Genomic DNA, 25,782 nt, shown 5'->3' with positions numbered 1-25,782 from the left:
GGTCGAAAGGTTGCCATGGGCTTGCGATATTCAAACCATCCATTACAAAATTCAAACCTGCACAGTTGCCTGCGGATGAGCATCATGAGGGGTTAACATAAGTGTATAATAAATAAGACCTTCAGCTTACACAAAAAGCAGCTGATAACCTTTAATTAATACTATTTTTATAACATTACAGCATGTTTTGGTACGAAGAAGAGGTAAAAGGCCTCGAAAGAAATAGTTTGAAGATTGGTTATGCACCCGAGACGCTGTTCTACGGCAGCTCAAGCATACGCCTGTGGAGTACCCTTTACCAGGACTTTGCCGATCTAAAGCCCGTTAACCTGGGCTTTGGCGGATCAACCCTGGCGGCATGCGTGTGGTTCTTTGACCGCATCATGATGCCTTACCAGCCCAAAAGGCTGATCGTTTACGCCGGAGACAATGATCTGGGCGACGGCCGGCACCCCGAAGAGGTGCTGATCTTTTTTCAGCAACTGGTGGTGCGTGCTCAGGAGCGCTTTGGCGATATGCCATGTTACTTTGTATCGCTAAAACCCAGCCCCGCACGCTGGTCCATTGCCGATAGCTTTAAATACACTAACAACCTGATCGAGAATGAGATCGTGAAACAACAGAACAACTGGCGTTTCATCAATATATTCAAAGCCATGCTTGATCCCAGCGGCAAGCCTCAGCCCGACCACTTTGCCGATGATGCCCTGCATCTGAGCGCTAAAGGTTATGAGGTTTGGAAGCAGGTGATCAGGAGCAGCATAAGCAGTTAAGGATCAACACCGGGTTAACATACAAGTAACACAGATCATGGATATTTCGCAGCGAAGTACGGCCCCTATGATAAACAGAGAATACCATAAGCATTTCAGCAAGGAGTTACAGCGTAACATGGAGCTATTGGTATTTGGGCATGCGGGCAAAGCGGTGATCTTTTTCCCTACGCGTATGGCTCGTTTTTATGATTATGAGAACTGGGGTATAGTTGGGGCACTGTATGATAAGATCGAGAGCGGCGAGTTGCAGTTGTTCTGTGTGGATAGTATAGATGCCGAAAGCTTTTATAACAAGAACCTTGCTCCTGCTGAGCGCATCAAGCGCCATTTGCGATATGAGGCTTACCTGCTTAATGAGCTGATCCCTTTTATCCGTAAAATGAACGGTGGCCAGTACCTTATGGTGGCAGGGTGCAGCATGGGCGCCTACCATGCCATGAACATCGGTTTGCGGCATCCTACGCGATTTAACAAAGTGGTATCCATGAGCGGGCGGTATGACCTTACCGAACAACTGCCGTTCTATGATGACCTTTTTGATGGCTTTCATAACGACGATATTTACTTCAACATGCCCAGGCAGTTCATGCCCAACCTGGAAGACCCTCAACTACTGAACGCCATGCGCCGGATGGAGATCATTTTGGTGATCGGTCGCGAAGACCCATTCTTACCCGGCAATACGCTCTTTCATGAGATGCTCTGTCAAAAAAACATCTCTCATCATTTTTATGTGTGGGATGGCAATGCGCATCGTCCGCGCTTTTGGCGGCAAATGGTGAAGCTTTATTTTTAAATGGCATTGCCGGCTTGTACCAGCGAACGTTTTTTGGTGGGATCAAGCGGTTTAGATATTAGCACTACCAGTATGACCGGGAAGAGATTCACCAGCAACCATTGCAGGCCAGACACTTTGTGCATACCCAGATCGATCAGCAGGAAATTAATGATCACACTGGCTACCGCCAGCAGCAACATAGTGACCTTAGGGTTAACGATCGTTACCTTTTGCGAGTAGGTAAGCGCAGCGCTCAAAAGGTACAAAAGCAGGCTGCAACCCGTCAGCATCAAACACAACAATACTGATACGCCGTAGCGTAGCCATGACCCCAAAAAGTCGGGCCCTTGAGCGGCCGGCCAAAGCACATGGCCGATACCCCACTGCAATACCGGGACCGTGAGCGCTGCCACGATCCATAACCTGAAAGCATAAGGGATGATCTTGTCCATAAGCCTGATAATTAAAGATAGCGCAATTAGTGCTTATCTCATAAAATAACGATCGATCACAACTTTGGCCTCCTTCTCGTCTTGCGCACATACGTTGCAAAAGGTACCTACCCCATTCACCGGACCTTCATATTCCCACTCGAACACCTTATCAAAATTCTTGGCTGGGCCAACGATGCGCAGTTTCAGGCCGGTGGGTATCACATACAGCAAATAATTACCTGGCAGCATCACCTTAAAGCATTTTTGCCCTTTATAGGATCCTTTACCCGCATAGCTAACGCTCAATTCTTTACTGTCTTTCCCGTAGGCATACTTGATCTCGGCCCGCTTACCGCTCTTGCTCCAGAACGAGAAATGCTCGTACCCTTCTTCGCCATACTTGCCTACCGAATAGTTGGCCACCTTTTGCGCAAAAGCACCAGCAGTTGCCACCAGCATGATCACCATGACCATGACCGGTCTTAAGATAATATTGAGGTTCATTGAGTTGAGGTTAGTGTTCAACGAAACAACAATGCCCTTGCTGAAAAGTTCGGCACCGTGATCACGGCAGATAGTCTACCACTCAAATAGAATAAACTTTGAAGGTTTGGCCCATTAACGCTTATATTGCGGCATTATCATATCAGCATTAGCCATGTCCCTACCCTATCAGCGCATCATCATCAAGATCGGATCTAACGTACTTACGCAAGCCAATGGTTTGCCCGATGAGCAGCGGATCGGTCATCTGGTGGATCAAATGGCGGCGCTGCGGTCACAGGGCATGGAGGTGATCCTGGTATCATCAGGAGCCGTGGCCTCGGGGCGCAGCCTGATCAAGATCGACGAGAAGGTTAATGCCGTGGCTACCCGACAGTTGCTGGCCTCCATAGGCCAGGTCAAACTGATCAATACTTACGCGCAGTTGTTCGAGCAGCATAAGCTGTTGTGTGCACAGGTATTGGTCACCAAAAGCGACTTCCGCGACCGTACGCATTACCTCAACATGAAAAACTGTTTGGAGATATTGCTGCACAACGGCGCCATACCGGTAGTGAACGAGAATGACGTAGTATCTGTAACAGAACTGATGTTCACTGATAATGATGAACTGGCTGGACTCATCGCCTCGATGCTGAACGCACAGGCGCTCATCATCCTGAGCAACGTGGATGGCATTTTTGATGGCGACCCACGTACGGGCAATGCCCAACTCATCGAGACCATAAAGGATGACACTGAGGACCTGTCGGCGTTTATCACCACCGGCCGCTCTCAATTTGGCCGCGGGGGAATGCTTACTAAAAGTAACATGGCCAAAAAGGTGGCGCAGCTGGGTATTAGCGTACACATTGCCAACGGTATGCGGCCGAACGTACTGACCGACCTGCTGGCCGGCCAGGTGCCGCATACCCACTTTGTGCCCGACCGTAAGGCATCAGGCAAAAAGAAGTGGCTGGCACACTCACAGCATTTCACCAAAGGCGTGGTGCAGATCAATGCCGGTGCCAAGCAGGTGCTTACTTCTAATAAAGCCACCAGCCTGCTGCCCATTGGCGTGATCAAAGTGGTGGCCGATTTTCAAAAAGGCGACCTGATCAGGATCATTGATGAGGAGGAGACACCCATAGCGATAGGCATTGCCGAATATGGTGCTGAAAAGGCCCGCGAACGCATTGGCCAGCAAAAACAGCGCCCCCTGGTGCATTACGATTACCTTTACTTGACCGCATAACCACATGGACCATACCCAGTATTTTGAAAGAGCACGCAAGGCAGGCCGATCGCTTATTGGCTTAAGCAATGAACAGATCGATGCCTTGTTACTTGAACTGGCCGATGCGGCCGTAGCCGCCACCGGTGAGCTACTGCTGGCTAACCAGGCTGACCTTGACCGCATGGACCCGGCCGATGCCAAGTACGACCGGCTGAAACTTACCGCGGATCGCATAGCCTCTATAGCTGCAGAGATGCGCACTGTGGCCGGCCTGCACAACCCAGTGGGCGAAGTGCTGGAACAAAAGGAAATGCCGAACGGTCTGCAAATCTCTAAGGTACGGGTACCGCTGGGCAACATCGGTATCATTTACGAGGCCCGGCCCAACGTAACGTTCGATGTGTTCTCGTTATGCTTCAAGACCGGCAACGTGGCTATTTTGAAAGGTGGAAGTGATGCGGCATATTCTAACGAGGCCATCGTAAAGGTGATCCACTCGGTCCTCACCCTCCATGGCATCGACCCATACGTAGTGACGCTGTTACCGCCCGACCGTGAGGCCACGCATGCTTTACTTAACGCTATTGGCTATGTGGATGTACTGATCCCACGCGGTAGCCAGAACCTGATCAATTATGTACGCGAGAACAGCCGCGTGCCGGTGATAGAGACCGGTGCAGGCATCGTACACGTATATGGTGATGCCACTGCCGACGTGGACATGCTGAGCCGTATCGTGTTCAACTCTAAAACGCGCAGGCCAAGTGTTTGCAATACGCTCGATTGCTTCATCGTTCATGAGGCTTTGTTGAATGAACTACCACAGATCACCTCGCCATTGGCCAAAGCCCAGGTGACCATTTATGCCGATGAACCAGCCTATGCTGCACTGCAAGGCAGCTACCCGGCCGAGCTACTACACCCTGCACAGGCCGAGCATTTTGGCACGGAGTTCTTATCGCTTAAAATGGCGATCCGTACCGTAAGTTCACTGACCGAAGCACTTGACCATATTGACGAGTACAGCTCCAAACACAGCGAGGCCATCGTATCGCAGGATGCTGACAATATTGAAACTTTCCTGAACACGGTGGATGCGGCTGCCGTTTACGCCAACGTTGCCACCGCCTTTACCGATGGCGCGCAATTCGGGTTGGGATCTGAGATAGGCATCAGCACGCAAAAGCTTCATGCCCGTGGGCCTATGGGTTTAAGCGAACTGACCAGCTATAAATGGGTAGTGAGGGGGAATGGGCAAACACGGAATTAGTGATCAGGCAAATCGAACAACATGCCAGTTCAATCCTGATCAACTTGACGCCTCCTTTTGAGCGCCAGCAAACCTAATATTGGTCCTATGGCTAGTAGCGTGAATATATAATTGCCATTGTGATCATTATGCAAAGCACTGATGAGTTGCACGCTTACCAGCGTTACCGCGAAACCTATACAGGTGACCATGGTCAGCGCCGTACCCTTGAAAGCTGCCGGTGCATGCTGTGCCACCAATGTTGAAAAGAGCGGCGAATCGGCGATGACGGCCATGCTCCATACCACCAGGGAGGTCACAAACATAATAGGCGAACCACTGAACAAGAACAGCGGCGACAGCAAACAACAGACGCATGAGATGATCAACGCAGCGGTAGCCACCCGTTGAGCACCCCAACGCTGCGATAGATGCCCACCCAGCACGCAAGCCACGCTCCCTGCGGCGATGACGCCGAAGGAGGTCAGCGGTATATTCAGACCGGAAGCCGGGTAATGCGCCACATAAGCACTCACCATCACGGGCACGAACACCCAGAACGCATACAACTCCCACATATGCCCTGCATAACCCAATGCCGCCGACCGGAAATTTGGATCTTTAAAGGCGGTGAGCGCCTGCGACAGATCGAGCTTTTGGCCGGTGGTTCGATATGGTCCGCCGGGTACAAACAGCAACATAGCCGCGCCGCCCAATACACACAGAGCAGATGTAGTATAGATGACATACCTCCACGGCAAACCTGCTGATAAGCTTTTGACCAGGTGCGGGAACGCGGTTCCCAATACCAAAGCACCAACCAAATAACCTAATGAGCGTCCTAATCTTTGTTGATAATGATCGGCAGCGATCTTCATACCCACCGGGTAAATACCCGCCAGGAAAAACCCTGTAAGCACACGGCAGCCGATAAGTGAAAAGGGCGTGATCCACGCCGAACTGACCGCAAGGTTGATACCTGCCGCAATGAGCGCACAAGTGAAAAATATCTTTGATGGCGAGAATTTATCGTTCAGCCCAAGCAACGCAAAGACCAGCGTACCGGTAATGAAGCCGGCCTGTACTGCGTTACTCAGATAGCCCAGGTAGGCAGGGCCCAGTTGCAGTGATCGCGCCAGGTCGCCGATCACCGCATTGCCCGCGAACCACACCGAAGTACAAAAGAACTGCGATAGGATAATGACGGGTAAGATGCGCTTCATGCAGGATGGCCGGGTAAGTGACGCAAGATAGGAAAACGCTAAAACCATCCGGATATTCACGATTATTTTCTATCAATTTCGCATATTTGTTAACGAACATCATCTATCGAACTACACCTCCTAACCTACCTCTGTCATGTACAAAAAAGTGCTCGGGCTCTCGCTGCTCTTGTCCCTCATCACCACCTATACCTTTGCTCAGGACGACGCCCTGAGGGTGAACTACCAGGTGAATCCTAACCGCAACGTTGAACTCAATTATGAGAAGGCCGATCTTGGCACCTACACTGTTGTACTCGACTTTACCACGCTGGTGAATTCGTCAGGCTCAGAAAGGCGTATACTGACCGCATCGGGCAAGATGGGACGGTTAGAGACCTTAACACCTACCAATAAAGATCAGGGCATTACTTTTTCCTACAAGTATTCCTACATCAGGGGCAAGCTTAAACCCAAGATCAATAACGACATCGTTTATGTGCTGCCTTACCGAAAAGGCGCCAACACCAAAGTTTCTGAGGCCACCTTCGTCAACGCCACCTACTTTGGTAATACCGCCCCCGACGATTGGAAGGGCTATTACTTTTATACCGACACCGAAGATACCATAGCCGCCGTACGCAAAGGCACGGTAGTTAGCATCAAGGATACCTACGACACCGACAAACCCACCGAGGTAGCCTACAAAAGCTCTTTGAACGAGATCATTATCGAGCATAGCGACGGTACGCTGGCCACCTACCGCGGCTTTAAAAAGGGAAGTTTTAAGGTTTCGGTAGGTCAAGTGGTATTTCCGGGCACTGCGTTAGGCCTTAACAGCAAGTACAGCGAATCGAGGCCTTATGGCGTATACCTGATCGTGACGTACCTGAGGTCGGCCGATCTGGAGGGTGCGCGCGGACAAAGCCTCGCCACCACCAAAAGTCTGTATGGATTCATCACGCCCAACTTCTACATTGATCAAAACTCTAAAGGAGCGGTATTAAGATCAGGGCAGCAGTACGAAGTGGAAAGCACACCCGAGATCGTGACCAAAGAAATGACCAAGCGCGAGATCAAACAGTTGCCTAAATAGTTCAGCCGTTATAAAATTCGAAAGAGCTTACTTCTTTTCTGCTGGCGGCGTTTCGGTACGCTCACCGGTATCTGGAGATACCTTGCCCACAGGCAGGTCTCGGCGCGACCACTCGCTCCAGGAGCCTACGTAAAGCTTGGCGCCTTTGATGCCTGCCTGCTCAAGGGCCAGCAAGGTATGGCATGCCGTTACCCCTGACCCGCAATGTACGATCACCTTTTCGGGCGCTACCTTGCCTAAAGCCTGCTCATACTGATCGGCCAGTTCTTCGGCTGGGCGGTATTTGCCACCGGCCAAATTGGTCAGGTAAGGGATGTTCACCGCACCGGGGATATGGCCTGCCACCAGGTCAAGCGGCTCGGTGTCGCCATTGTAGCGCGGCGTTTCGCGCACATCGATCACCATACGGGCGGGATCTTTGGCGGCCTCCATCACTTCTTCAATGGTCACAGTGCCATCAAAACCGGCAGGCACCGGGTAAGTGGTGGCTTGGGGTTCAGCGGTCAGGTCGGTGGTCACTTCCATACCGGCATCAATAGCCGCTTGTAACCCGCCGTTGAGTACCTGCACCTGGCTGTGTCCAATGGCTTTGAGCATCCACCAAAAACGGGCGGCCGGGTTAGCGGCAGCTTTGTCATCATACACGATCACATGGCTATCGGGCGTCATGCCCAAGCTACCTAACAACCCGGCAAACTCGGCCGCGGCTGGTAGCGGGTGACGGCCGCCAACAGCGGCATCTTCAGGGTGAGCGGCCAGTTGTTCCAGGTCAACATACAGCGCACCTGGCAGGTGCCCCTGCTCATAACGTTCGCGGCTGTTGCCAAAGCCCCGTGCATCGATCAGGGTGTAGGTGCCTGGGGTAAGTGCTTTCAGGTCGGCTGCCTCAATGAGTGGTGTCATGGTGTAGATAGATGTGTGATGGTCAAATATATAAAAGCAACGCTTAACTGATCAGGATATTCTCGCCAAATTTGGCCGATACGGTGGCCGCCTCGCCGTTGTTGATACTGATCACCAATGAGCGGTCGAACGCGATCTGCTCAATAAGGCGTATCTGTGTACCGATGCCGATCTCGAGCTTGTGCAGGTACTGTAAAAAATCGCTGCTGGTATCGCGCACTGCGGCTACGCGGTAAGTGCTGCCCACCTTACCATCGGCCAGTGATGCTGAGAACGGGCGGGCCATTTTGCCGTTGGCCTTGGGTATAGGGTCGCCATGCGGATCGTACTCCGGGAAACCCAGGAAGCGGTCTAGGCGGTCGGCCAGGTCATGGTATTTGATGTGCTCGAGTTCTTCGGCTATATCGTGTATCTCATCCCAGCGGTAGTCCAGCTTTTCCAGCAGGAACACTTCCCACAACCGGTGCTTACGCACGATCTGTATAGCGTCCTTTTGTCCCTGGGTGGTCAGCTTGACCCCTTTCTTCTTATCGTACTCGATCAGTTGCTTATCGCTGAGCTTGCGTATCATATCCACTACCGATGCAGGGTTGTTGCCCAGTGCCTCGGCAATAGCACTGGTCGATATCTTTTTCACATCTGCCATTTGCGATAACCTGAAGATGGCTTTCAGGTAATTCTCCTCTGAGAAAGTGTTCATTACATCACTTTGTTTAGACCAATCAAACATAAAGAAATAAAAATTGTAAATTATAAAATTAGGTATACCTAATTTTATAATTTTGCTTAACACAATTTATTATTTAGCAATGTCAAAACATCTACACCTTATCGGTTGCTTACTTATCCTGTGTGTCAACGCCTTTGCACAAACAGGTATCATCAAAGGTCGGGTCATGGCTGTGGGCGATGGGCCGGTCTCCTTCGTATCAGTAGGCGTACAGGGTAAACCTATAGGCACCCGAACTGGTAACGATGGCCGTTATCAGTTGCCGGGTTTGAAGCCGGGCAGCTACACGATCACTTTCTCGGCATTGGGCTATCAAAAGCAGCAACATAACGCCGAAGTGAAGGCTGGCGGTAGCGCGACCGTGGATGTAGAGCTACTCAAAAGCGAATCGAAACTGAACGATGTGGTGGTGACCGGTGTAAGCCGCGCCACGGAGGTGCGCAAGAACCCGATACCGGTGGTAGTGATGACCAAAAAGGATATGGACCGCCACGTGAACAACAACATCATTGATGCCATAGTAAAGGGTGTGCCGGGTGTTAACGCGGTCACTACCGGGCCTAACGTATCCAAGCCCTTCATACGTGGCTTAGGCTACAACCGGGTGTTGACCTTGTATGATGGTATACGCCAGGAGGGCCAGCAATGGGGCGATGAGCACGGGATCGAGATCGATCAGTATGGCATTGCCCGTGCCGAAGTGGTGAAAGGCCCGGCAAGTTTGATCTACGGGTCAGATGCGCTGGCAGGCGTGATCAATATGATCCCGTTCTTGCCAGCCTTTGAGAACAACGCTTTAAGTGGCGACTATACGGCCGACCATCATACCAACAACGGGCTGATCGGCTCCTCGTTAGGGTTGGCGTATAAGCATGACGACTGGCGCTTTACCGCCCGTGGCACCGGCAAGTTGGCGCACAACTATACCAACAGTGTGGACGGCCGCGTTTACGGCACGGCCTACCGTGAGCTTAACCTATCGGCCATGGCCCGGGTAGATAAGGGTTGGGGATACATCCAACTGGCCACTACCCTGTTCAACAACAAACAGGAGATACCCGACGGCAGCCGCGACTCGTTGACCCGGCGCTTTACCCGGCAGGTGCTTGATGATGGCGATGATATCAAGAACCGCCCCATCGTACCTGACAACGAATTAAAGACCTACCGCCTCAACCCGTTGTACCAGCATATACAGCATTACCGCCTGTACAGCACCAGCCAGTTCAAATTGGGCGAGGGCAGCCTAAACGTGTTGTTGGGTGGCCAGCAAAGTGTAAGGCGCGAGTACAATCACCCCACCCAACCTCAACAACCAGGACTTTATGTGGTGCTCAACACGCTTAATTATGATGTGAAGTATAACCTGCCTGATATGGCCGGCATCGAGACCACCATTGGCGTGAACGGCATGTACCAGACCAACCGCAGCAAGAACGCCACCGATTTCCCGATCCCTGATCATGACCTTTTCGATATCGGCACGTTCCTGTTCGCCAAAAAAACTTTGGGTAAGGTTGATATTAGCGGGGGCATCCGTTTTGATAACCGCCATACGAGTTGGAAGAACTTTTACGTGGCTGATAATCCACAGAATGGTTTTCAAAAACACGTGACCGGGGCCGATACCGCCGGTGCTTACCTGCAATTTCCCTCATTTGCAAAAACTTACACGGGTATATCAGGCAGTTTGGGGGTCACCTACAATGTGACCGAGCGGCTGTTGCTGAAAGCCAATATCGCGCGGGGTTACCGAGCGCCCAATATCACCGAGATCGGCTCCAATGGGTTAGATCCCGGTGCGCACATCGTTTACCTGGGCAACCGTGGCTTCAGGCCCGAGTTCAATTTACAGCAGGATGTGGGCATTGTGGCGTATTTAAAAGATGCTGACCTCAGTGCCGACCTGTTCAACAACAACATACAGAATTACATTTACCAGGCCCGTTTGAACGATGCCGACGGCAACCCGGTGGTGATCGTGCCGGGGAACAGTACTTACCAGTATCAGCAGTCGAAAGCGCGTTTGTATGGTATCGAGCTCACCGCCAACCTGCACCCGCAAAGCGCCAAATGGTTCAATTGGAACAATAGCTTGGCTTACGTAAAGGGCTTGAATCAAAACAAGGAACTGATCGCCCGCGCGGGTGATGCGGCGCGGTACCTGCCGTTCATCCCGCCGCTGCACGTACGGTCGGAATTGCGTATCAACCTCCAACCCAAAAGTACCTCATGGGCCAAACCCTACGTTAAACTGGAAGCAGATGCTTACGCCGCACAGAACAATTTTTACGCACTCGATAATACCGAGACGGCTACGCCCGGTTATACCCTATGGAACGTAGGATGTGGCAGCGGATTCAAGAACAAGAACGGAAGAACGGTACTGGACCTTTTTTTACAGGTGGATAACCTTTTTGATAAGGCCTATCAGTCGAACCTTAACCGGCTCAAATATTTTGAATATTATTCGGCATCGCCCAATGGCCGTAGCGGGATTCACAACATTGGCCGCAACATCAGCTTAAAGGCGGTAGTGCCCTTTTAATGCATTTCAGTAGAATTGGAGAAGAGATTGATCACCAACACGCCCGCAATGATCAGCACCATGCCAATAACGGCTGGCATATCCAGCTTTTGCTTGTAAAAGATCAGGCCAGCCAGCGAGATAAGTACGATTCCCACACCAGACCATATGGCGTATGAGATACCCATAGGCAATACCTTAAGCGTTAAGCTTAAAAAATAAAATGCCGAAGCATAGCCCAGCACCACCAGCACCGACGGCCACAACCGCGAAAAATTCTCGGACGATTTGAGCGCCGACGTGGCGATCACCTCAGATATAATGGCCACCAGGAGGTATAAGTATCTCATTGCGGTAAAGGTAGCTTTACTATGGATCACGAACAAGAGGCAGTTAAACACCATGACATTGATACGGATATTACTTTTAAATTAGCCCAATGGCCACTCCGCTCAAAGAATACTATTCGCCCGCTTTTTACGGCCGGTTCACCACCGCATTGGCGCATGTGCTACCTCAACTTGATGGGAAGCTTTTCATACAACGCATTTACACACCTGCGTTCGACGGCATGGAGCTGAAACAGCGCATGCGGCATACGGCCATGGTGCTGCACCAGTTCATGCCGTCGGCATATACTGAGGCCGTTAGGGTGATCGAACAGCTGATACCTGAGCTACGCCGCACCATGATCGGCATGGATATGTTACCCTTAATGCTGTTGCCCGACTATGTGGAGGTTTACGGTCTGGACGACTACGATACATCGGTGCATGCCATAGAGCAGATCACCCAGTTGGTAAGCTGCGAGTTCGCGGTCCGCCCGTTCCTGATCAGGTACACCGATGCAATGCTGGCACAGATGCTGAAATGGGCCGATCATGATAGCTACGCCGTGCGCCGACTGGCCAGCGAGGGCAGCCGCAGCCGTTTACCCTGGGCGATGGCGGTACCCGCGTTGAAAAAAGACCCGCAACTGATCATACCTATCCTCGAGAAGCTGAAGAACGACCCATCGGAGTGGGTGCGCCGTAGCGTGGCCAACAGTTTGAATGATATAGCCCGCGATCACCCAGATGTGGTGTTGCAGATCGCCCGCGATTGGCAGGGCATCAGTGCCGAAACAGACGCCATCATCAAACACGGAAGCCGCACGCTGCTCAAGCAAGGGCACACCGAGATACTCAAACACTTCGGACTGGATGCTACGCAAGTAACGCTTACCAACCTCCAGATCATTACTCCAAAAGTTACTATTGGCGGCGACCTGGATATCAGGTTCACCCTACGCAATGAGCGTGACGTGGCCCAAAAGATACGTTTAGAGTATGCCTTATTCTACTTGATGAAGAATGGAAAGCTATCCAAAAAAGTATTTAAGATCAGCGAACGCATTTACCAGCCGGGCGAGACCTGCACGATCGACCGTCGGCACCGTTTTGTGGTGATCACCACCCGTACCTATTATTGCGGCACGCACGAAGTATCGGTGATCATTAACGGGCAGGAAAAGGCACGCGGCAGTTTTGAACTTTGCCCAGCGTGATCACTGCTTCATCAACCCATCGGCAAAGCCGGTGATCAGTTTGAACAGATCGTTATACTCGGTCAACGGTAAGGTGCGGCTCACATCAAAAACATCGTGGTAAGCTTTGATGCCACCCATGGTGTATATGAAGAACGCAGGAACGCCCTTTTCGGTGAACCAGTAGTGATCGCTATTGGCCGCCTTACCCCGCGAGGCGATCTTGGCCAGGTAGTTACCTTTAGCGTTCACCTGTTTAATGAGTTCGAACTGTTTAGGATAAACGGTAGCGTTCACCACCGTAATGCCTTCGTTACCCGTGCCCATAATATCCATATTGAGCAGGAACTTGATGCGGCTTAATGGGATCAGTGGATGTTCGGTAAAATATTTCGACCCTAATATGCCGGCCTCCTCACCCGCGAAACACATAAAAGCGATGGTATAAGGCTGAGGATGCGCGGCGTAGTACCTGGCCAAACTTAACAGCATGGCCATCCCGCTGGCATTATCATTGGCTCCGGGGAAATAGGTATCGGCACCCATGCCGCCCAGGTGGTCGTAATGCCCCGTGAACATGATGACACTATCGGGTTTCACGGTGCCTTTTACCATGGCGCAAATATTGGCCGTCTTGAAACCCTCGATCAGCTTATTCTCTATGTTAACGTTGATGCTCTTAGGCACCTCTGCCAGCCCTTTTTTATCGATCTGTAACTCGGTATAGTCGTCTACCTCCTGCGCTACCGACCAGGTGAGTTTATCTTTCAGGGTCACAATGATGCGGTCCTGCTCGTCAACATAGGTCACGCTGTCCTTTTGTACCAGATCACCTTTAGCTTTAACGCCTCGGCTACCAGGAGTTACGATAAAGTCTTTACCCGGCACCAGCGCATGCCCGTTCACGGCCACCTCCATTTTACCCGGAAAGGTGTTCACATTAAAGCTGAACGGCTGCAGCATATCCTTGCCATCCAGGGGTTGCAACCCTGAACTTTTGAATTGTGCCGCTATAAATTTGGCCGCCTTACCCATACCATCTTTAGTATAACCGCGTCCCCAAAAATAACGGGAGGTCAGGGTATCCAACATGCGGCGAGCGTACAGGGAATCCTGCGCATGAGTGAACGTACAGCAGGCGAACAGGAATAGCAGGGTGAGCTTGTATCTCATAAACTACAGGTCAGGTTAGTGGAGATGACAAGATACAGTAATACCCGTAAAAACAAAACAGGCCGGGAGCATATCCCGGCCTGTTGAAATGGTTACCACCTGTTGTTATACCGGTAGCCGTTACTATCATACGGCCCGTGATGACGGTACGGCCCGTGGTTACGATAACGGTATGGGCGGCGCTCCTGCACCATACAACTGGTCAACATACTGATCAATGATGCTACTAATGCTATGGTTAAAATGGTCCTCTTCATGGTCTTTTTTATTGTGTTATAATGGGTCAGACCGCAATAAGCCTTAAAGGATCAATGGGTGCATACGTTTGTTACAAACAGCCCCACCCAAACCCTCCCTGGGAGGGAGGGCTTCAGGAAAAGGTTTTCTAAGTCTCCCCTCCCGGGGGAGATACAGAGGGGGCTTCTTCCGGGAGGGTTTGGGTGGGGCTGTTTGAGTGGGGCTGTTTGACCTGTCTCTTTTCAAACAACCTACATTTTTATACCTTAGTTATTTGGAGTGCCGCGCAAATAGTTGCGAAAGCCTCATAAAAAGCACGCTTAATGATATATAAAAAGATACTTTGTACGCTGTTCACGATCACTGCTACGGCCGCGGCATTTGCGCAAACCGACAGCGCCACCACGCCATCGGCTATCAAGACCCTTACCCTGAAGCAGTACGCCGAACTACAGAACGGACCAGAACTGCGGGAAATGGCCCTGCCCGCCACCATGAACGGCTACCCAATGCCCGATGATGTGCTACAATTCAAAAAAGAGCTGAAGCTGACCGATCTGCAGGTAAAGCAGATCACCGAGATAAGCCGCTACCTTAAACAAAAGAAGGTTCAGGCCGGGCAGTCAATGATCTTGAACGAGAAAAAGCTGGACGACCTGTTCAGCAAGCACAAGATCGATGAGGGCACTTTGAACTTTTACGGCAACCGTTACGGGCTTTACCAGGGCGAATACCGTAACGCGGTGCTATCGGCCTGCATCAATACGTACAATGCCCTCAACCCGCAGCAAACCACCAGGTTCTGGAAGCTCAAAAAACCTTAATTGCTATCTGTCATTCAATTTGATTAACTTAGCGCCCCCGTTACGGAATAATTATGAAGATAACGTTCGATTTTGAAAAGCCACTATCAGATCTGCAGCAGCAGATCGATAAGATCATACAGGTCGAAGAAAAGACCAAGGTCGATATGTCGGCCACGCTGAACGAGTTGCAAGACAAGTTCGAGCAAGCTAAGAAGCAGGTGTACAGCAACCTGAGCGGCTGGCAAAAGGTGCAGATATCGCGCCACCCTGAACGCCCTTACACGCTACAATACATCGAGTTGATGTGCGATGATTTCATCGAACTGCATGGCGACCGCAACGTAGGCGACGATAAGGCCATCATTGGTGGCTGGGGTTCCATCGGCGGACAAACAGCCATGTTCATCGGTCATCAAAAAGGCCGTAATACCAAGGATCGCCAGTACCGCAACTTTGGCATGGCCAACCCTGAGGGTTACCGCAAGGCCCTGCGCCTGATGAAGATGGCCGAAAAGTTCAACAAACCGATCATTACCCTGATCGATACCCCCGGAGCTTACCCTGGCCTGGAGGCCGAGGAACGCGGACAAGGTGAGGCCATTGCCCGCAACATTATGGAGATGTCGGTACTGAACGTGCCGGTGATCTGTGTGGTGATCGGCGAAGGTGCATCAGGCGGTGCGATCGGCATCGGCATTGGCGATAAGGTATATATGCTGGAACATACCTGGTACTCGGTGATCTCGCCTGAGTCGTGCTCATCGATCCTGTGGCGCAGCTGGGACTTTAAAGAACGTGCGGCCGAAGTATTGAAACTGACCTCGAGCGAGATGCTGAAGAACAAGCTGATCGACGGAGTGATCAAAGAACCACTTGGCGGCGCCCATCAAGACCCGATCGCCATGGCTGCCACATTAAAAAAGACCCTCATCAAGGACCTGAAGACCTTGAAGGACCGCAATATTGATGAATTGGTTCACGAGCGTATCGAGAAATTCTGCTCGATGGGTGTAGTGATCGAGGACGAACCCGCTCCTGCCCCCTCCCCGGCATCTACCGAAGCTGGACAGGCGGAGTAACTTCCCCTCTAAACACATAACGACAAAGGCCCCGATCATTCGGGGCCTTTATTGTTTTATACTGATCTGGGCAAGTAAATACCCCAGATCATATTACTGAACTCACCGGCGGCAAATATGATGGTGCGATCAGGCAGTGTGATGTTGTACACCGCCATCACGTGGTCCTGGCGATAGATCGGATCCTTAACGTTGATGTACCGGCCGGTATCTACCCATTTATGTTCCCAGATGTTCACGCCGCCGATCTTGACGGGTTCACCATCGATCGCTGAACCGCTAAAGGCCCATCCATCAGGTTCTTCATACTGCATTGCGCGACCTCACCTTACGGATCAGCGACAGCAGCAGCAAGCCTACTGACACGCCCATCAGGAAACCCAGCAAGGCATCAGGCAACTTACTGAACTGCCTTAACACGATACTCATCGATAGCAGCAACAACCCTATGGGCAACAGGTATTTGGCAGATACGTTATTCAGCATGACTCGTTGTTATTTCAAGTTCTGGGTAAAAAAGTCGATCGTGCGTTTCCAGGAAAGTTCGGCAGCGGCCTTGTCATAACGCGGGGTGGTATCGTTATGGAAACCGTGGTTCACGTTCTCGTAAATGTAAGCCTGGTACTTTTTGTGGTTCTCTTTCAGGGCGGCCTCATATGCCGGCCAGCCCTCGGTGATCCGCGTATCTAACGACGCATAATGGATCAGCAACGGGGCCTGTATCTTGGGCACATCGGCTACTGCAGGTTGTGCACCGTAATAGGGCACAGCACCTGCCAGATCAGGCACTCGCACGGCCATCATATTGGCAATACCACCGCCAAAGCAAAAGCCCACCACGCCTACCTTGCCATTACAATCCTTATGCGCTTTGAGGTAATTAAAAGCATCGATGAAGTTCTCTTCCATCTCCGCTTTGGGGCGTTTGGCCTGCATGGCGCGGCCCTCATCATCATTACCCGGGTAGCCGCCAAGCGGTGTGAGGGCGTCGGGTGCCAGTGAAACAAAGCCGGCCAGAGCGGCACGACGGGCAACGTCCTCAATGTAAGGGTTCAATCCGCGATTCTCGTGTACCACAACAATGCCGCCCAGCTTCTTTTTGGCATCGGCCGGCTTGCAAAGCAAACCTTTAATGTTGCCGCCACCTTTAGGCGATGGATAAGTGATATATTCTGACTTGACGCGAGGGTCGTCGGCCGTGATCTGGACCTTGCCCTTGTAGTCGGGCATCAGGAAGCTCATAAGGGCAGGCACCGTAAGGCCACCTACCGCATACAACGACAGCTTTTGCATGAAAGCACGGCGGTCCAAACGGTCATGTGCGTAATCATCATACAGGTCGAACACCTCTTGTTTAACATCTTCTTTATTGATCTGGCTCATAGGTAAAATGGTTTATTCAAATATAGTATTTATAGCACTCTATTAGTGAGGGTTAGGTAACAGTGTTGCTACGAGGCGTTTAAAGAACCACCTGCGCGTAATATTTTAACAATCAGTCTCTATACACTAACATTAATAGCTCGATTTATTTATACTTTTAAACGAAATCTTAAACCTTTAATCACAATGGGCGGTCAACACGGCATGCGGGGATATCTCCTGCAAACTTTAATAACGGTTTTAGAAAGCTTGTCTCAAACCACAGTATGGGAAAGTGTAACGATAGAACCAAACGATGAATCTGAAAAAGTAGACATTAAATGGCTACTATCTGAAGGCAAAAAGAAGCTTGTTCAAGTAAAGTCTTCACAGAATACTGTCAGTTATTCCACAGCTAAAAATTGGATTAGTGAACTGAAAAATTCTGCAGAAGCAGATTTTTATGAATTGATTTGCATCGCTCACGTCGACAGAAAATTAAACGAGGAAACTGAAATCGACAGTGTAAAAATAGTCAAAAAACCCTTAGATTTTGACTTGCTACTCTCGGATTCAATTGTGAATTTGGATCGGTTCTATGAAAGAAATGGCCGAAGTAAAGTACAGTCTTTAATAAAGGAAATATTGGTCAATAGCTTAAACTTTAAGTTAGGACAGAATTCAATCTTCGGCAGAACAATAACGAAAACACAGTTTGACGAAGTCCTATTAAACTGGTTAACAGCCATAGAAGACCAGGTAGCAAGTAACCCTTTTATCCGTTTTACCTCGCCTGAAGATGACGACTCAGCTTTGACAGCTGCACAACGAATATCGATTAATTTCTTAAACCTTATCGGATGGGGGCAGCATAGTAAAGATTTCAGCCTTAAATATTACGACGAGAAATCATTAACCAATGAAGTGGCACAGGTCGATTACTACATAAAATTTGAAAGTAAGCTCAAAGACAATACCATAGACCATATTTTCTTTAATACAGTGCAAGATTTTGAGTATCCTGAACAGGCTAGGACTCAAATACGAAAATTTTTGCACGACTCAAACTTAGTTACTGATGATTTTAAGTTTAAAAGAAAAATTGACCCACAAAAAAGCAACTCTATATACAACATGCTTTTTTGGATTTCTACCAACAATAATGAAATAAATAAAGACTTCATTTACCAAAATAAAGAACTGTTTCGGAATGAATACTTAGCATTTGACCAGCATTACTTTTTCATTGATAATGCCAAAGCTAACTTTCTGATAAGTTCTATTGTCTCAGCAAAGAATTATCGCGAAAATTTGCCTGTCAAATTCCTTTATCCAATAACAGAATTTAACTCTTCATTTCATAAAATTGGCAAAAGAGGCACTCAATTACCACCAGAATATATAAATACAAATATTCTACCTATCATAAAAGAGGACAAGGATAAAATAAGTGTATTACTGTTCTGTTCTGATCCTTACAGTAGAGAAAGCTTGAAAAAAGTCGTTTGGCTACTCATCCGCATAACAAGCGGTCTTGCAAATGAGTATGTAATTTACTTCAATGATTTTTCAAATGACTTGAAAAATGATGTATCAGAAGTTTTGCACGAATTCGAGAATGAAGACATTTTAAATAAAGTAACTGTTAAAAAGAACTCGATTGTTGATACGACGCAAATTTCAGACGCCTTATTACCTTTAACCATTTCCGAAGAAATAGTTGAAAATGAGCAGTTGAAAGATACGTTAAGAGTAAATCCCATATTTAGAGAGCAACTTCCTTATGGAGATATACTTAAACCCATATTAAATACTGACAGGGTTACTGCACAAGATTTGAAAATCTTTTTATCTCACAAAGGCATATTTTTAAAAAATGCTGATAAAAAGAGATTAATGGATTTGATGGTTAGTCTACTCTTTAGTCCAATTGAATTAGAAAATTTTATAAATTTGATTAACGTAAAAGAGCGCCCAGTAACTAGTACTCCTTACTTCCTACCTGCAACCACTAAATCGACAATCGCTGAGATATTTGATACCATTAATCCAAATTTTGGTAGTGTAACAGAGCAGCTACAAGCAAAACTAAATCATCCAGTCGTATTTTCAGCCGACCCTGATCAGCCTGATTTATTCGTATTCTCTTCATATGTTGAAAAAAAGGACCCTACTAAGCATATCGCTTTAAATACCACATGGGAACCTATCAAAATTAGTTATCAAAAGATTGACAATGGCCTAATATTTAACAATGTTGAAACTAATTCAAGAGATGCAAAGACTATTGCTTATCGTATCAACAACATCATTAAGGACGAATTGCTGAGTCATGGATATATTAAAGATGAAAGAACGGAAATAAAATTTTCGGATTTTAACAGCAATTCAGAAAGGGTCAATTTTTTACTAAGTTTCAACAATATTGAAAGCAGTAAGATTTTTATCAAACAAGATATCAAAGGACTTAAATATCTTTTTGATGAGAGTAAAGATATTCCCGAGATTTACAAAGATCGAACTGAAAAGGAATTAATCATTCTATTTAGAGGCATAAAATTGGAAGGGTTGCGAGAACTTTCGGAGGATATGTTTAAAGGAATTATCTTATTGGAGCAAATAACAATATCCTATTACTTTGATTACAACAGAGTAAAAGGATACTTTACAGTGACCTACAACTTTTCTGACGCATTAAGAAATAAACCAATTGATGGTATTTTCAGGAGCCAGTCGTTCCTACATAAAAATTATTCAGTTAAACAAGTCCGAAAAATATCAGACTTGGAAAAAGCCTTAAATCGTGAAGTTGAAGATCTCAAGATTGAAAAACTTCAAAGGATAGGTAAAATTTAAGTTATTATCTTTACAATGTCATTTATAATGAAGTTTAATTCTCCTTCACCACTCTAACCTTTTTCGCCACCGCAGCTTTAGCCGTTTTGGCCTTGGCTACTTTGGCCGTTTTGCTGAAGACCACCGCAGCTTTGCCGCTTTGATAGTATTTGCAAAAATGGGTGATGGGGCACACCTCGCATTTGGGTTTGCGGGCTAAACAGATGTAGCGTCCATGGAGGATGAGCCAATGGTGGGCCAGTGCCAGGGTGCTTTTGGGCAGGTACTCGATCAGCTGCTTTTCTACCGCCAGCGGGGTGCGGGCATTGGTGGTAAGGCCTAAACGGTTGCTCACCCTAAATACATGCGTATCAACCGCTATGGCCGGTATATTGAAGATCACCGAGGCGATCACGTTGGCCGTTTTGCGACCTACGCCGGGCAGCTTTTGCAGGTCGTTCATATCGGCAGGTACCTCACCGTCGAACTGCTCTACCAGCATTTTAGCCATGCCGGCCAGGTGCTTGGCCTTGTTGTTAGGGTAGCTTACGCTACGGATGTAGGTAAATATCTCGTCGGCATCTGATGCGGCCAGATCCTGCACCGTAGGGAAACGCTGAAAAAGGGCGGGCGTGATCTGGTTGATCCGCTTATCGGTACACTGGGCCGACAGGATGACCGCCACCAGCAACTCATACGGGTTGCTGTAGTGCAGCTCGGTCTCGGCATCGGGCTGGTGCTTCGAAAAATAGTCGACAAATAGCTGGTAGCGTTCCTTTTTAAGCATGGGCCGCAAATATAAAAAAAGCCCCGCCATCAGGCAGGGCTTTAGGTAGTTGCAAGGCTACTTGCTTAAGCTTTTTGAATAGTTGAGCAATTTTTCAACTGTGGCGCGGCTGGGGTCAAGTTGTAATGTGTCCAGCTCGGTACGCAATGCATGATGGAACAATAGTTCATCGGCATTGGTATGTTCTTTCACTTCTATTCCCTCCACCATGGCCTTTTCATTAGTGATCGCATTAAAAAAATTTGTAGATGTTTCATCCATAAGCTGTTCGTTGTGTTTTCGTACTACACCATAACGCTTATAAGTTAAAAATTATTTTAACAGATGATCTAAAATTTTAAAAAAAATGCGTACTAATTTTTAAGGCTCAGTTCTTTGGTCTGCATCATTTTACGCAAGTTGTTCAATGCGTAGCGCATACGGCCCAAAGCGGTGTTAATGCTTACCTCGGTAACGTCGGCTATCTCTTTAAAGCTCATATCGCCAAAGTGGCGCATGATCAGTACTTCCTTTTGTTCGGCAGGTAACAGGTGGATCAGGGCTTTCAGGTCCTTATGCGTTTGCTCACGTACCATGCGGTCCTCGGTGCTTTCGTCATAATGGCCCAATACCTCAAATATGTCAAAGTCATCGCCACCACTTACCAGTGGGGTACGTTTCTCACGCCTGAAATGGTCGATCACCAAGTTATGCGCTATACGACTCACCCATGGCAAGAACTTACCTTCTTCGTTATATTTTCCTGCTTTAAGCGTATTGATCACCTTGATAAAGGTATCCTGAAAAATATCTTCGGCCAGATATTCGTCTTTGACCAATAAATAAATGGAGGTGTAAATTTTAGACTGGTAACGACGTATCAATTCAACTAATCCCGCCTCGTCGCCCGCGATATATAAATGGATCAGATCCTGGTCACTTCTCAATTGGATATCCATAGAACTTCTACTTTTTTTAATAAGATCAATAATTTAGATCAACTATGTTTTTAAGTAAAGTTCTTATCTATAGGGGTTCCTCTTTGATTGTTATCTCAAATAAACTAAATATTGTGCTAACATGCAAATAAAATTTCGTCTTGTGTGTTATAACACGTTCGCCTGCTTTACACAAAGGATTATTAAGTACTACGCCAATAGGGTCAAGAACGTTACAGGCAACAAAGTTATCAGGTCAAATCAGGTTAGCGTTGCGCCCAATATAGTACGTTGGGCTCTTACGCGTATAGGTAAGACCTTTGGCCTGTGGCATGGTTTAATCGCCCGTTACAATAAATTTTAACTTGAAGCGTATCACGCGTAATGATGAGCTAAAGTTGAACTAACGAATATGACATTTCAGAGATAGAGGCCGCTACTACTTATGAAGTTTGTGACCCTATCGACCGCCCTTACAACTTATGGGAGTTACATCGATGTAACAGAATTCCCCAATATTCCCCACTTTTTAGCGTTATGATTTTAATAAAAACCCAACTTTTTCAAGAAAAAACAACATTTTTCAAGAATGTAACACCAAATGTAACACACAAATAGCCAAATGTAACACGTAACGATATGGACGAGGCCTTGCCTGTTTTCGGCCTGTTTTAAACATTTGCTTTTTGCTAAACATTTTAGGATTTTTGCAATTATTATAAGGTTCATGGTTTGGGTCGAATGTGAGTGGTAAATGCTGCCACGAGCTACCCGCTAAGAGCCATGAACTACTCCCAAAACATGAGTATCGAGACCGAAAAAGATCCGCAAAAACATATCATCATCAAAGGCGCACGGGTGCATAACCTCAAGAACCTTGACATTGCCATCCCCAAAAATCAACTGGTGGTGATCACGGGCATGTCGGGCTCGGGTAAGTCATCCCTGGCGTTCGACACCTTATACGCTGAAGGTCAGCGCCGTTACGTAGAGAGCTTATCCTCGTACGCGCGCCAGTTCCTGGGCCGTATGAACAAGCCTGATGTGGACTATATCAAAGGTATTGCCCCGGCCATAGCCATTGAGCAAAAGGTGATCACCAGTAACCCCCGCTCTACCGTGGGTACCAGCACCGAGATCTATGATTACCTGAAGCTGTTATTCTCACGCATCGGTAAGACCATATCGCCCGTATCGGGCAACCGTGTAAAAAAAGACACCGTTACCGATGTAGTGAACTTTGCCCAGCAACAGCCTGATGATACCCAGCTTACCATCCTTTGCCTGCTGCATCCGCACAATAACCGCAGTTTAAAGGAAGAATTGGCCGTTTTACTGCAAAAGGGTTTTGTACGGGTGGAATGGAACGGCAGCCTGTCGCGCATAGAAAGCTTATTGGAAGATGACTCCATCGGCAACGACCCGCTTACCAGCGATGACCAATTGCGCATCGTGGTAGATCGTGTGACCAAGAACGAAGAAGAAGAGACCTTGAGCCGTATAGCAGATTCGGCCCAGACCGCATTTTTTGAAGGCAAAGGCGATTGCTACGTGCGATACCAGCTACCCGAGGGTGGCGAAGAAAAGGAGACCTTCTTTTGCGACCGCTTCGAACTGGACGGTATCCGCTTTGAAGAACCTACGCCTAACTTTTTCAGCTTTAACAACCCCTACGGCGCCTGCCGCAAGTGCGAAGGCTACGGCAAGGTGATCGGAATTGACGAGGACCTGGTGATTCCCGACAAAAGCAAGTCTGTATATGATAGTGCCATTGCCCCATGGCGTGGCGAAAAGATGAGCGAATGGAATCAGCAACTCATCCGGCAGGCCGACAAGTTCGATTTCCCAATCCACAGGCCATATAATCAACTTACCGACAAGCAAAAGAAACTACTATGGACCGGTAATAAATATTTCCGCGGCCTGGACGCTTTCTTTAAAGAGATCGAGGAGCAGACCTATAAGATACAATACCGTGTGATCCTATCGCGCTACCGCGGCAAGACCACCTGCCCTGATTGCAAAGGCAGCCGCCTACGCCCTGATGCCACCTATGTGAAGATCGCCGACCGGTCCATCACCGACATCGTGCTCATGCCGCTCGACAAGGCGAAGCAGTTCTTTAATGACCTGCAACTGGATGAGCATGATGCCAAAATAGGCAAGCGCCTGTTAATGGAGATCACCAACCGCATCAGCTTTTTAAATGATGTGGGTTTGGGATATTTGACTCTTAACCGCTTGTCGAACACCCTATCAGGCGGTGAGTCGCAGCGTATCAACCTGGCTACCTCATTGGGTAGTAGTTTGGTGGGCTCGGTATACGTATTGGATGAGCCGAGCATCGGCCTACACCCCCGCGATACGCAGCGTTTGATCAGCGTACTCAAGTCATTACGCGATGTGGGCAACACCGTACTGGTGGTTGAGCACGAAGAAGAGATCATGCAAGCGGCCGACCACCTGATCGATATTGGTCCGGAAGCAGGCACCCATGGCGGTAACCTGATCTTTTCAGGCACATATGAGCAGATCCTGGTGGATAATGACAGCCTTACCGGCAAATACCTGAGCGGCCGCGAAGAGATCACCATACCGGCACAACGCCGCAAATGGAACGACCATATCCTGATCAAAGGCGCCCGCGAGAACAACCTCAAGAATATCGATGTGAAATTCCCGCTAGGGGTGCTTACTGTGGTGACCGGTGTGTCCGGCTCAGGTAAGACCAGCTTGGTAAAACGGATTCTGCACCCAGCCCTGCAAAAAGTATTGGGCAATTATTCGGGCGAGCAGACCGGCACCTACGATAGCATTGAAGGTGATTATAGCAAGATAGAAGCGGTTGAACTGGTGGACCAGAACCCTATCGGCCGGTCGTCACGATCAAACCCTGTTACCTATGTAAAGGCCTGGGATGAGATACGCAACCTATACGCTGCTCAACCTGCTGCCAAAGCTTCGGGACTTAAACCATCGGCATTTTCGTTTAACGTAGAGGGCGGCCGTTGTGATGTTTGCCAGGGCGAGGGCGAGGTAAAGATCGAGATGCAGTTCATGGCCGATATATTTTTGCCATGCGAGGCTTGTAATGGTCAGCGCTTCAAACAACCGGTGCTGGATGTACAGTACAAGGAAAAGAACGTATCAGAGGTATTGAACATGACCATCGACGAGTCGCTTGAGTTCTTTGCCGATGAGCCCAAGATATTGGCCAAACTTAAGCCACTACAAGATGTAGGTTTAGGCTACGTGCAGTTAGGACAGTCGTCAAACACCCTTTCGGGCGGCGAGGCGCAACGTATCAAACTGGCCTCGTTCCTGATCAAGGGTAACAACGCCAGCAAGACCCTCTTTATATTTGACGAACCGACCACCGGCCTGCACTTTGCAGACATCAAGAAGCTGCTGGCCTCATTTGAGGCACTGCTTGATCAGGGCAACACTATCATTGTGATCGAACACAATATGGACGTGATCAAATGCGCCGATTGGGTAGTTGATATTGGTCCGGGTGGCGGCGACAATGGCGGTACCCTGGTGTTCGAGGGTCTACCTGACGACCTCATTAAAGACAAGAAAAGCTATACCGGCCAGTTCCTGAAAGAACGGTTAGGTAAGTAATAATAAAGACAAAGGCCGCTCA

General features: G+C 48.6%; 25 protein-coding genes. 11 read left to right on the top strand and 14 right to left on the bottom strand.

Annotation, left to right across the window (positions count from 1 at the left end; all coding sequences use genetic code 11):
- Positions 1–182: 182 nt before the first annotated feature.
- The gene (locus tag LLH06_RS03960; RefSeq protein ID WP_228171967.1) at positions 183–773 is read left to right on the top strand and encodes a GDSL-type esterase/lipase family protein; all 591 of its coding nucleotides are present in this window, start codon (positions 183–185) and stop codon (positions 771–773) included.
- A gap of 67 nt (positions 774–840) precedes the next feature.
- Positions 841–1,572: an esterase family protein gene (locus LLH06_RS03955; RefSeq protein WP_228171966.1), complete on the top strand. Its 732-nt coding sequence runs from the start codon at positions 841–843 to the stop codon at positions 1,570–1,572.
- On the opposite strand, the gene LLH06_RS03950 is transcribed toward LLH06_RS03955, so the two are convergent.
- Together LLH06_RS03950 and LLH06_RS03945 are read right to left on the bottom strand one after the other, a co-directional pair.
- On the bottom strand, positions 1,569–2,006 hold the full coding sequence (locus LLH06_RS03950; RefSeq protein ID WP_228171965.1) for a hypothetical protein: 438 nt from the start codon (positions 2,004–2,006) through the stop codon (positions 1,569–1,571). The genes LLH06_RS03955 and LLH06_RS03950 overlap by 4 nt on opposite strands.
- 33 nt (positions 2,007–2,039) lie before the next feature.
- A complete protein-coding gene (locus tag LLH06_RS03945) occupies positions 2,040–2,492 on the bottom strand; it encodes a hypothetical protein (protein WP_228171964.1) in 453 nt (150 codons plus the stop codon).
- A 154-nt stretch (positions 2,493–2,646) separates the two neighbouring features.
- On the opposite strand from LLH06_RS03945, the gene proB reads away from it, so the two are divergent.
- Both proB and LLH06_RS03935 read left to right on the top strand, forming a co-directional pair.
- A complete protein-coding gene (gene proB / locus LLH06_RS03940) occupies positions 2,647–3,726 on the top strand; it encodes a glutamate 5-kinase (protein ID WP_228171963.1) in 1,080 nt (359 codons plus the stop codon).
- Between the two features lie 4 nt (positions 3,727–3,730).
- Entirely contained in the window at positions 3,731–4,978 is a 1,248-nt protein-coding gene (locus tag LLH06_RS03935) for a glutamate-5-semialdehyde dehydrogenase (RefSeq protein ID WP_228171962.1), read from the top strand.
- 29 nt (positions 4,979–5,007) lie between these two features.
- Here LLH06_RS03935 and LLH06_RS03930 read toward each other — a convergent pair whose 3' ends face one another.
- Complete coding sequence (locus LLH06_RS03930) at positions 5,008–6,180, bottom strand: MFS transporter (RefSeq protein ID WP_228171961.1); 1,173 nt, start codon at positions 6,178–6,180, stop codon at positions 5,008–5,010.
- Between the two features lie 136 nt (positions 6,181–6,316).
- Between LLH06_RS03930 and LLH06_RS03925 the strand changes: the two genes are divergently transcribed.
- Positions 6,317–7,255, top strand: coding sequence for a M23 family metallopeptidase (locus LLH06_RS03925; RefSeq protein WP_228171960.1), 939 nt, complete (start codon positions 6,317–6,319; stop codon positions 7,253–7,255).
- A gap of 27 nt (positions 7,256–7,282) precedes the next feature.
- Here LLH06_RS03925 and LLH06_RS03920 read toward each other — a convergent pair whose 3' ends face one another.
- Together LLH06_RS03920 and LLH06_RS03915 are read right to left on the bottom strand one after the other, a co-directional pair.
- Positions 7,283–8,158 carry a sulfurtransferase gene (locus LLH06_RS03920; RefSeq protein ID WP_228171959.1) on the bottom strand — a complete coding sequence of 292 codons (876 nt, stop codon included), beginning with the start codon at positions 8,156–8,158 and terminating at the stop codon, positions 7,283–7,285.
- Between the two features lie 43 nt (positions 8,159–8,201).
- Complete coding sequence (locus LLH06_RS03915; protein WP_228171958.1) at positions 8,202–8,858, bottom strand: metal-dependent transcriptional regulator; 657 nt, start codon at positions 8,856–8,858, stop codon at positions 8,202–8,204.
- A gap of 109 nt (positions 8,859–8,967) precedes the next feature.
- Between LLH06_RS03915 and LLH06_RS03910 the strand changes: the two genes are divergently transcribed.
- On the top strand, positions 8,968–11,436 hold the full coding sequence (locus LLH06_RS03910) for a TonB-dependent receptor (protein ID WP_228171957.1): 2,469 nt from the start codon (positions 8,968–8,970) through the stop codon (positions 11,434–11,436).
- On the opposite strand, the gene LLH06_RS03905 is transcribed toward LLH06_RS03910, so the two are convergent.
- On the bottom strand, positions 11,433–11,765 hold the full coding sequence (locus LLH06_RS03905; protein ID WP_228171956.1) for a DMT family transporter: 333 nt from the start codon (positions 11,763–11,765) through the stop codon (positions 11,433–11,435). The genes LLH06_RS03910 and LLH06_RS03905 overlap by 4 nt on opposite strands.
- A gap of 89 nt (positions 11,766–11,854) precedes the next feature.
- Here LLH06_RS03905 and LLH06_RS03900 point away from each other — a divergent pair, with 89 nt between their 5' ends.
- Positions 11,855–12,961 (top strand): DNA alkylation repair protein, encoded by a 1,107-nt coding sequence (locus LLH06_RS03900; RefSeq protein WP_228171955.1) that lies wholly within the window; start codon positions 11,855–11,857, stop codon positions 12,959–12,961.
- Here the strand turns inward: LLH06_RS03900 and LLH06_RS03895 are convergent, their stop codons facing one another.
- Positions 12,962–14,113 (bottom strand): M28 family metallopeptidase, encoded by a 1,152-nt coding sequence (locus LLH06_RS03895; RefSeq protein ID WP_228171954.1) that lies wholly within the window; start codon positions 14,111–14,113, stop codon positions 12,962–12,964. It abuts the gene before it with no gap.
- A gap of 92 nt (positions 14,114–14,205) precedes the next feature.
- A complete protein-coding gene (locus tag LLH06_RS03890; protein ID WP_228171953.1) occupies positions 14,206–14,370 on the bottom strand; it encodes a hypothetical protein in 165 nt (54 codons plus the stop codon).
- Positions 14,371–14,673: 303 nt separating this feature from the next.
- On the opposite strand from LLH06_RS03890, the gene LLH06_RS03885 reads away from it, so the two are divergent.
- Both LLH06_RS03885 and LLH06_RS03880 read left to right on the top strand, forming a co-directional pair.
- Positions 14,674–15,174, top strand: a complete 501-nt coding sequence (locus LLH06_RS03885) for a hypothetical protein (RefSeq protein ID WP_228171952.1) — start codon at positions 14,674–14,676, stop codon at positions 15,172–15,174.
- A gap of 53 nt (positions 15,175–15,227) precedes the next feature.
- The gene (locus tag LLH06_RS03880; protein ID WP_228171951.1) at positions 15,228–16,235 is read left to right on the top strand and encodes an acetyl-CoA carboxylase carboxyltransferase subunit alpha; all 1,008 of its coding nucleotides are present in this window, start codon (positions 15,228–15,230) and stop codon (positions 16,233–16,235) included.
- 56 nt (positions 16,236–16,291) lie between these two features.
- On the opposite strand, the gene LLH06_RS03875 is transcribed toward LLH06_RS03880, so the two are convergent.
- From LLH06_RS03875 to LLH06_RS03865, 3 genes are read right to left on the bottom strand one after another with little or no spacing between them, the layout of a single operon-like run.
- A complete protein-coding gene (locus LLH06_RS03875) occupies positions 16,292–16,549 on the bottom strand; it encodes a hypothetical protein (protein ID WP_228171950.1) in 258 nt (85 codons plus the stop codon).
- Positions 16,539–16,721, bottom strand: a complete 183-nt coding sequence (locus LLH06_RS03870) for a hypothetical protein (RefSeq protein WP_228171949.1) — start codon at positions 16,719–16,721, stop codon at positions 16,539–16,541. Before LLH06_RS03870 ends, LLH06_RS03875 begins: the two co-directional genes overlap by 11 nt.
- Before the next feature lie 9 nt (positions 16,722–16,730).
- Positions 16,731–17,618 carry a dienelactone hydrolase family protein gene (locus LLH06_RS03865; protein ID WP_228171948.1) on the bottom strand — a complete coding sequence of 296 codons (888 nt, stop codon included), beginning with the start codon at positions 17,616–17,618 and terminating at the stop codon, positions 16,731–16,733.
- 186 nt (positions 17,619–17,804) lie between these two features.
- On the opposite strand from LLH06_RS03865, the gene LLH06_RS03860 reads away from it, so the two are divergent.
- A complete protein-coding gene (locus LLH06_RS03860) occupies positions 17,805–20,453 on the top strand; it encodes a hypothetical protein (RefSeq protein ID WP_228171947.1) in 2,649 nt (882 codons plus the stop codon).
- Positions 20,454–20,487: 34 nt separating this feature from the next.
- Here LLH06_RS03860 and nth read toward each other — a convergent pair whose 3' ends face one another.
- The 3 genes from nth to LLH06_RS03845 all read right to left on the bottom strand — a co-directional run bounded on the left by nth (position 20,488) and on the right by LLH06_RS03845 (position 22,157).
- On the bottom strand, positions 20,488–21,219 hold the full coding sequence (nth, locus tag LLH06_RS03855) for an endonuclease III (RefSeq protein ID WP_228171946.1): 732 nt from the start codon (positions 21,217–21,219) through the stop codon (positions 20,488–20,490).
- 57 nt (positions 21,220–21,276) lie between these two features.
- Positions 21,277–21,480, bottom strand: coding sequence for a hypothetical protein (locus tag LLH06_RS03850; protein WP_228171945.1), 204 nt, complete (start codon positions 21,478–21,480; stop codon positions 21,277–21,279).
- 92 nt (positions 21,481–21,572) lie between these two features.
- The gene (locus tag LLH06_RS03845) at positions 21,573–22,157 is read right to left on the bottom strand and encodes an RNA polymerase sigma factor (RefSeq protein WP_228171944.1); all 585 of its coding nucleotides are present in this window, start codon (positions 22,155–22,157) and stop codon (positions 21,573–21,575) included.
- A gap of 780 nt (positions 22,158–22,937) precedes the next feature.
- Here LLH06_RS03845 and uvrA point away from each other — a divergent pair.
- Positions 22,938–25,760 carry an excinuclease ABC subunit UvrA gene (gene uvrA / locus LLH06_RS03840; RefSeq protein WP_228173259.1) on the top strand — a complete coding sequence of 941 codons (2,823 nt, stop codon included), beginning with the start codon at positions 22,938–22,940 and terminating at the stop codon, positions 25,758–25,760.
- Positions 25,761–25,782: the final 22 nt, after the last annotated feature.

Source organism: Mucilaginibacter daejeonensis, from assembly GCF_020783335.1.
In the GTDB taxonomy this organism is placed as follows: domain Bacteria; phylum Bacteroidota; class Bacteroidia; order Sphingobacteriales; family Sphingobacteriaceae; genus Mucilaginibacter; species Mucilaginibacter daejeonensis.
This window is presented reverse-complemented; position numbering and strand designations above follow the sequence as displayed.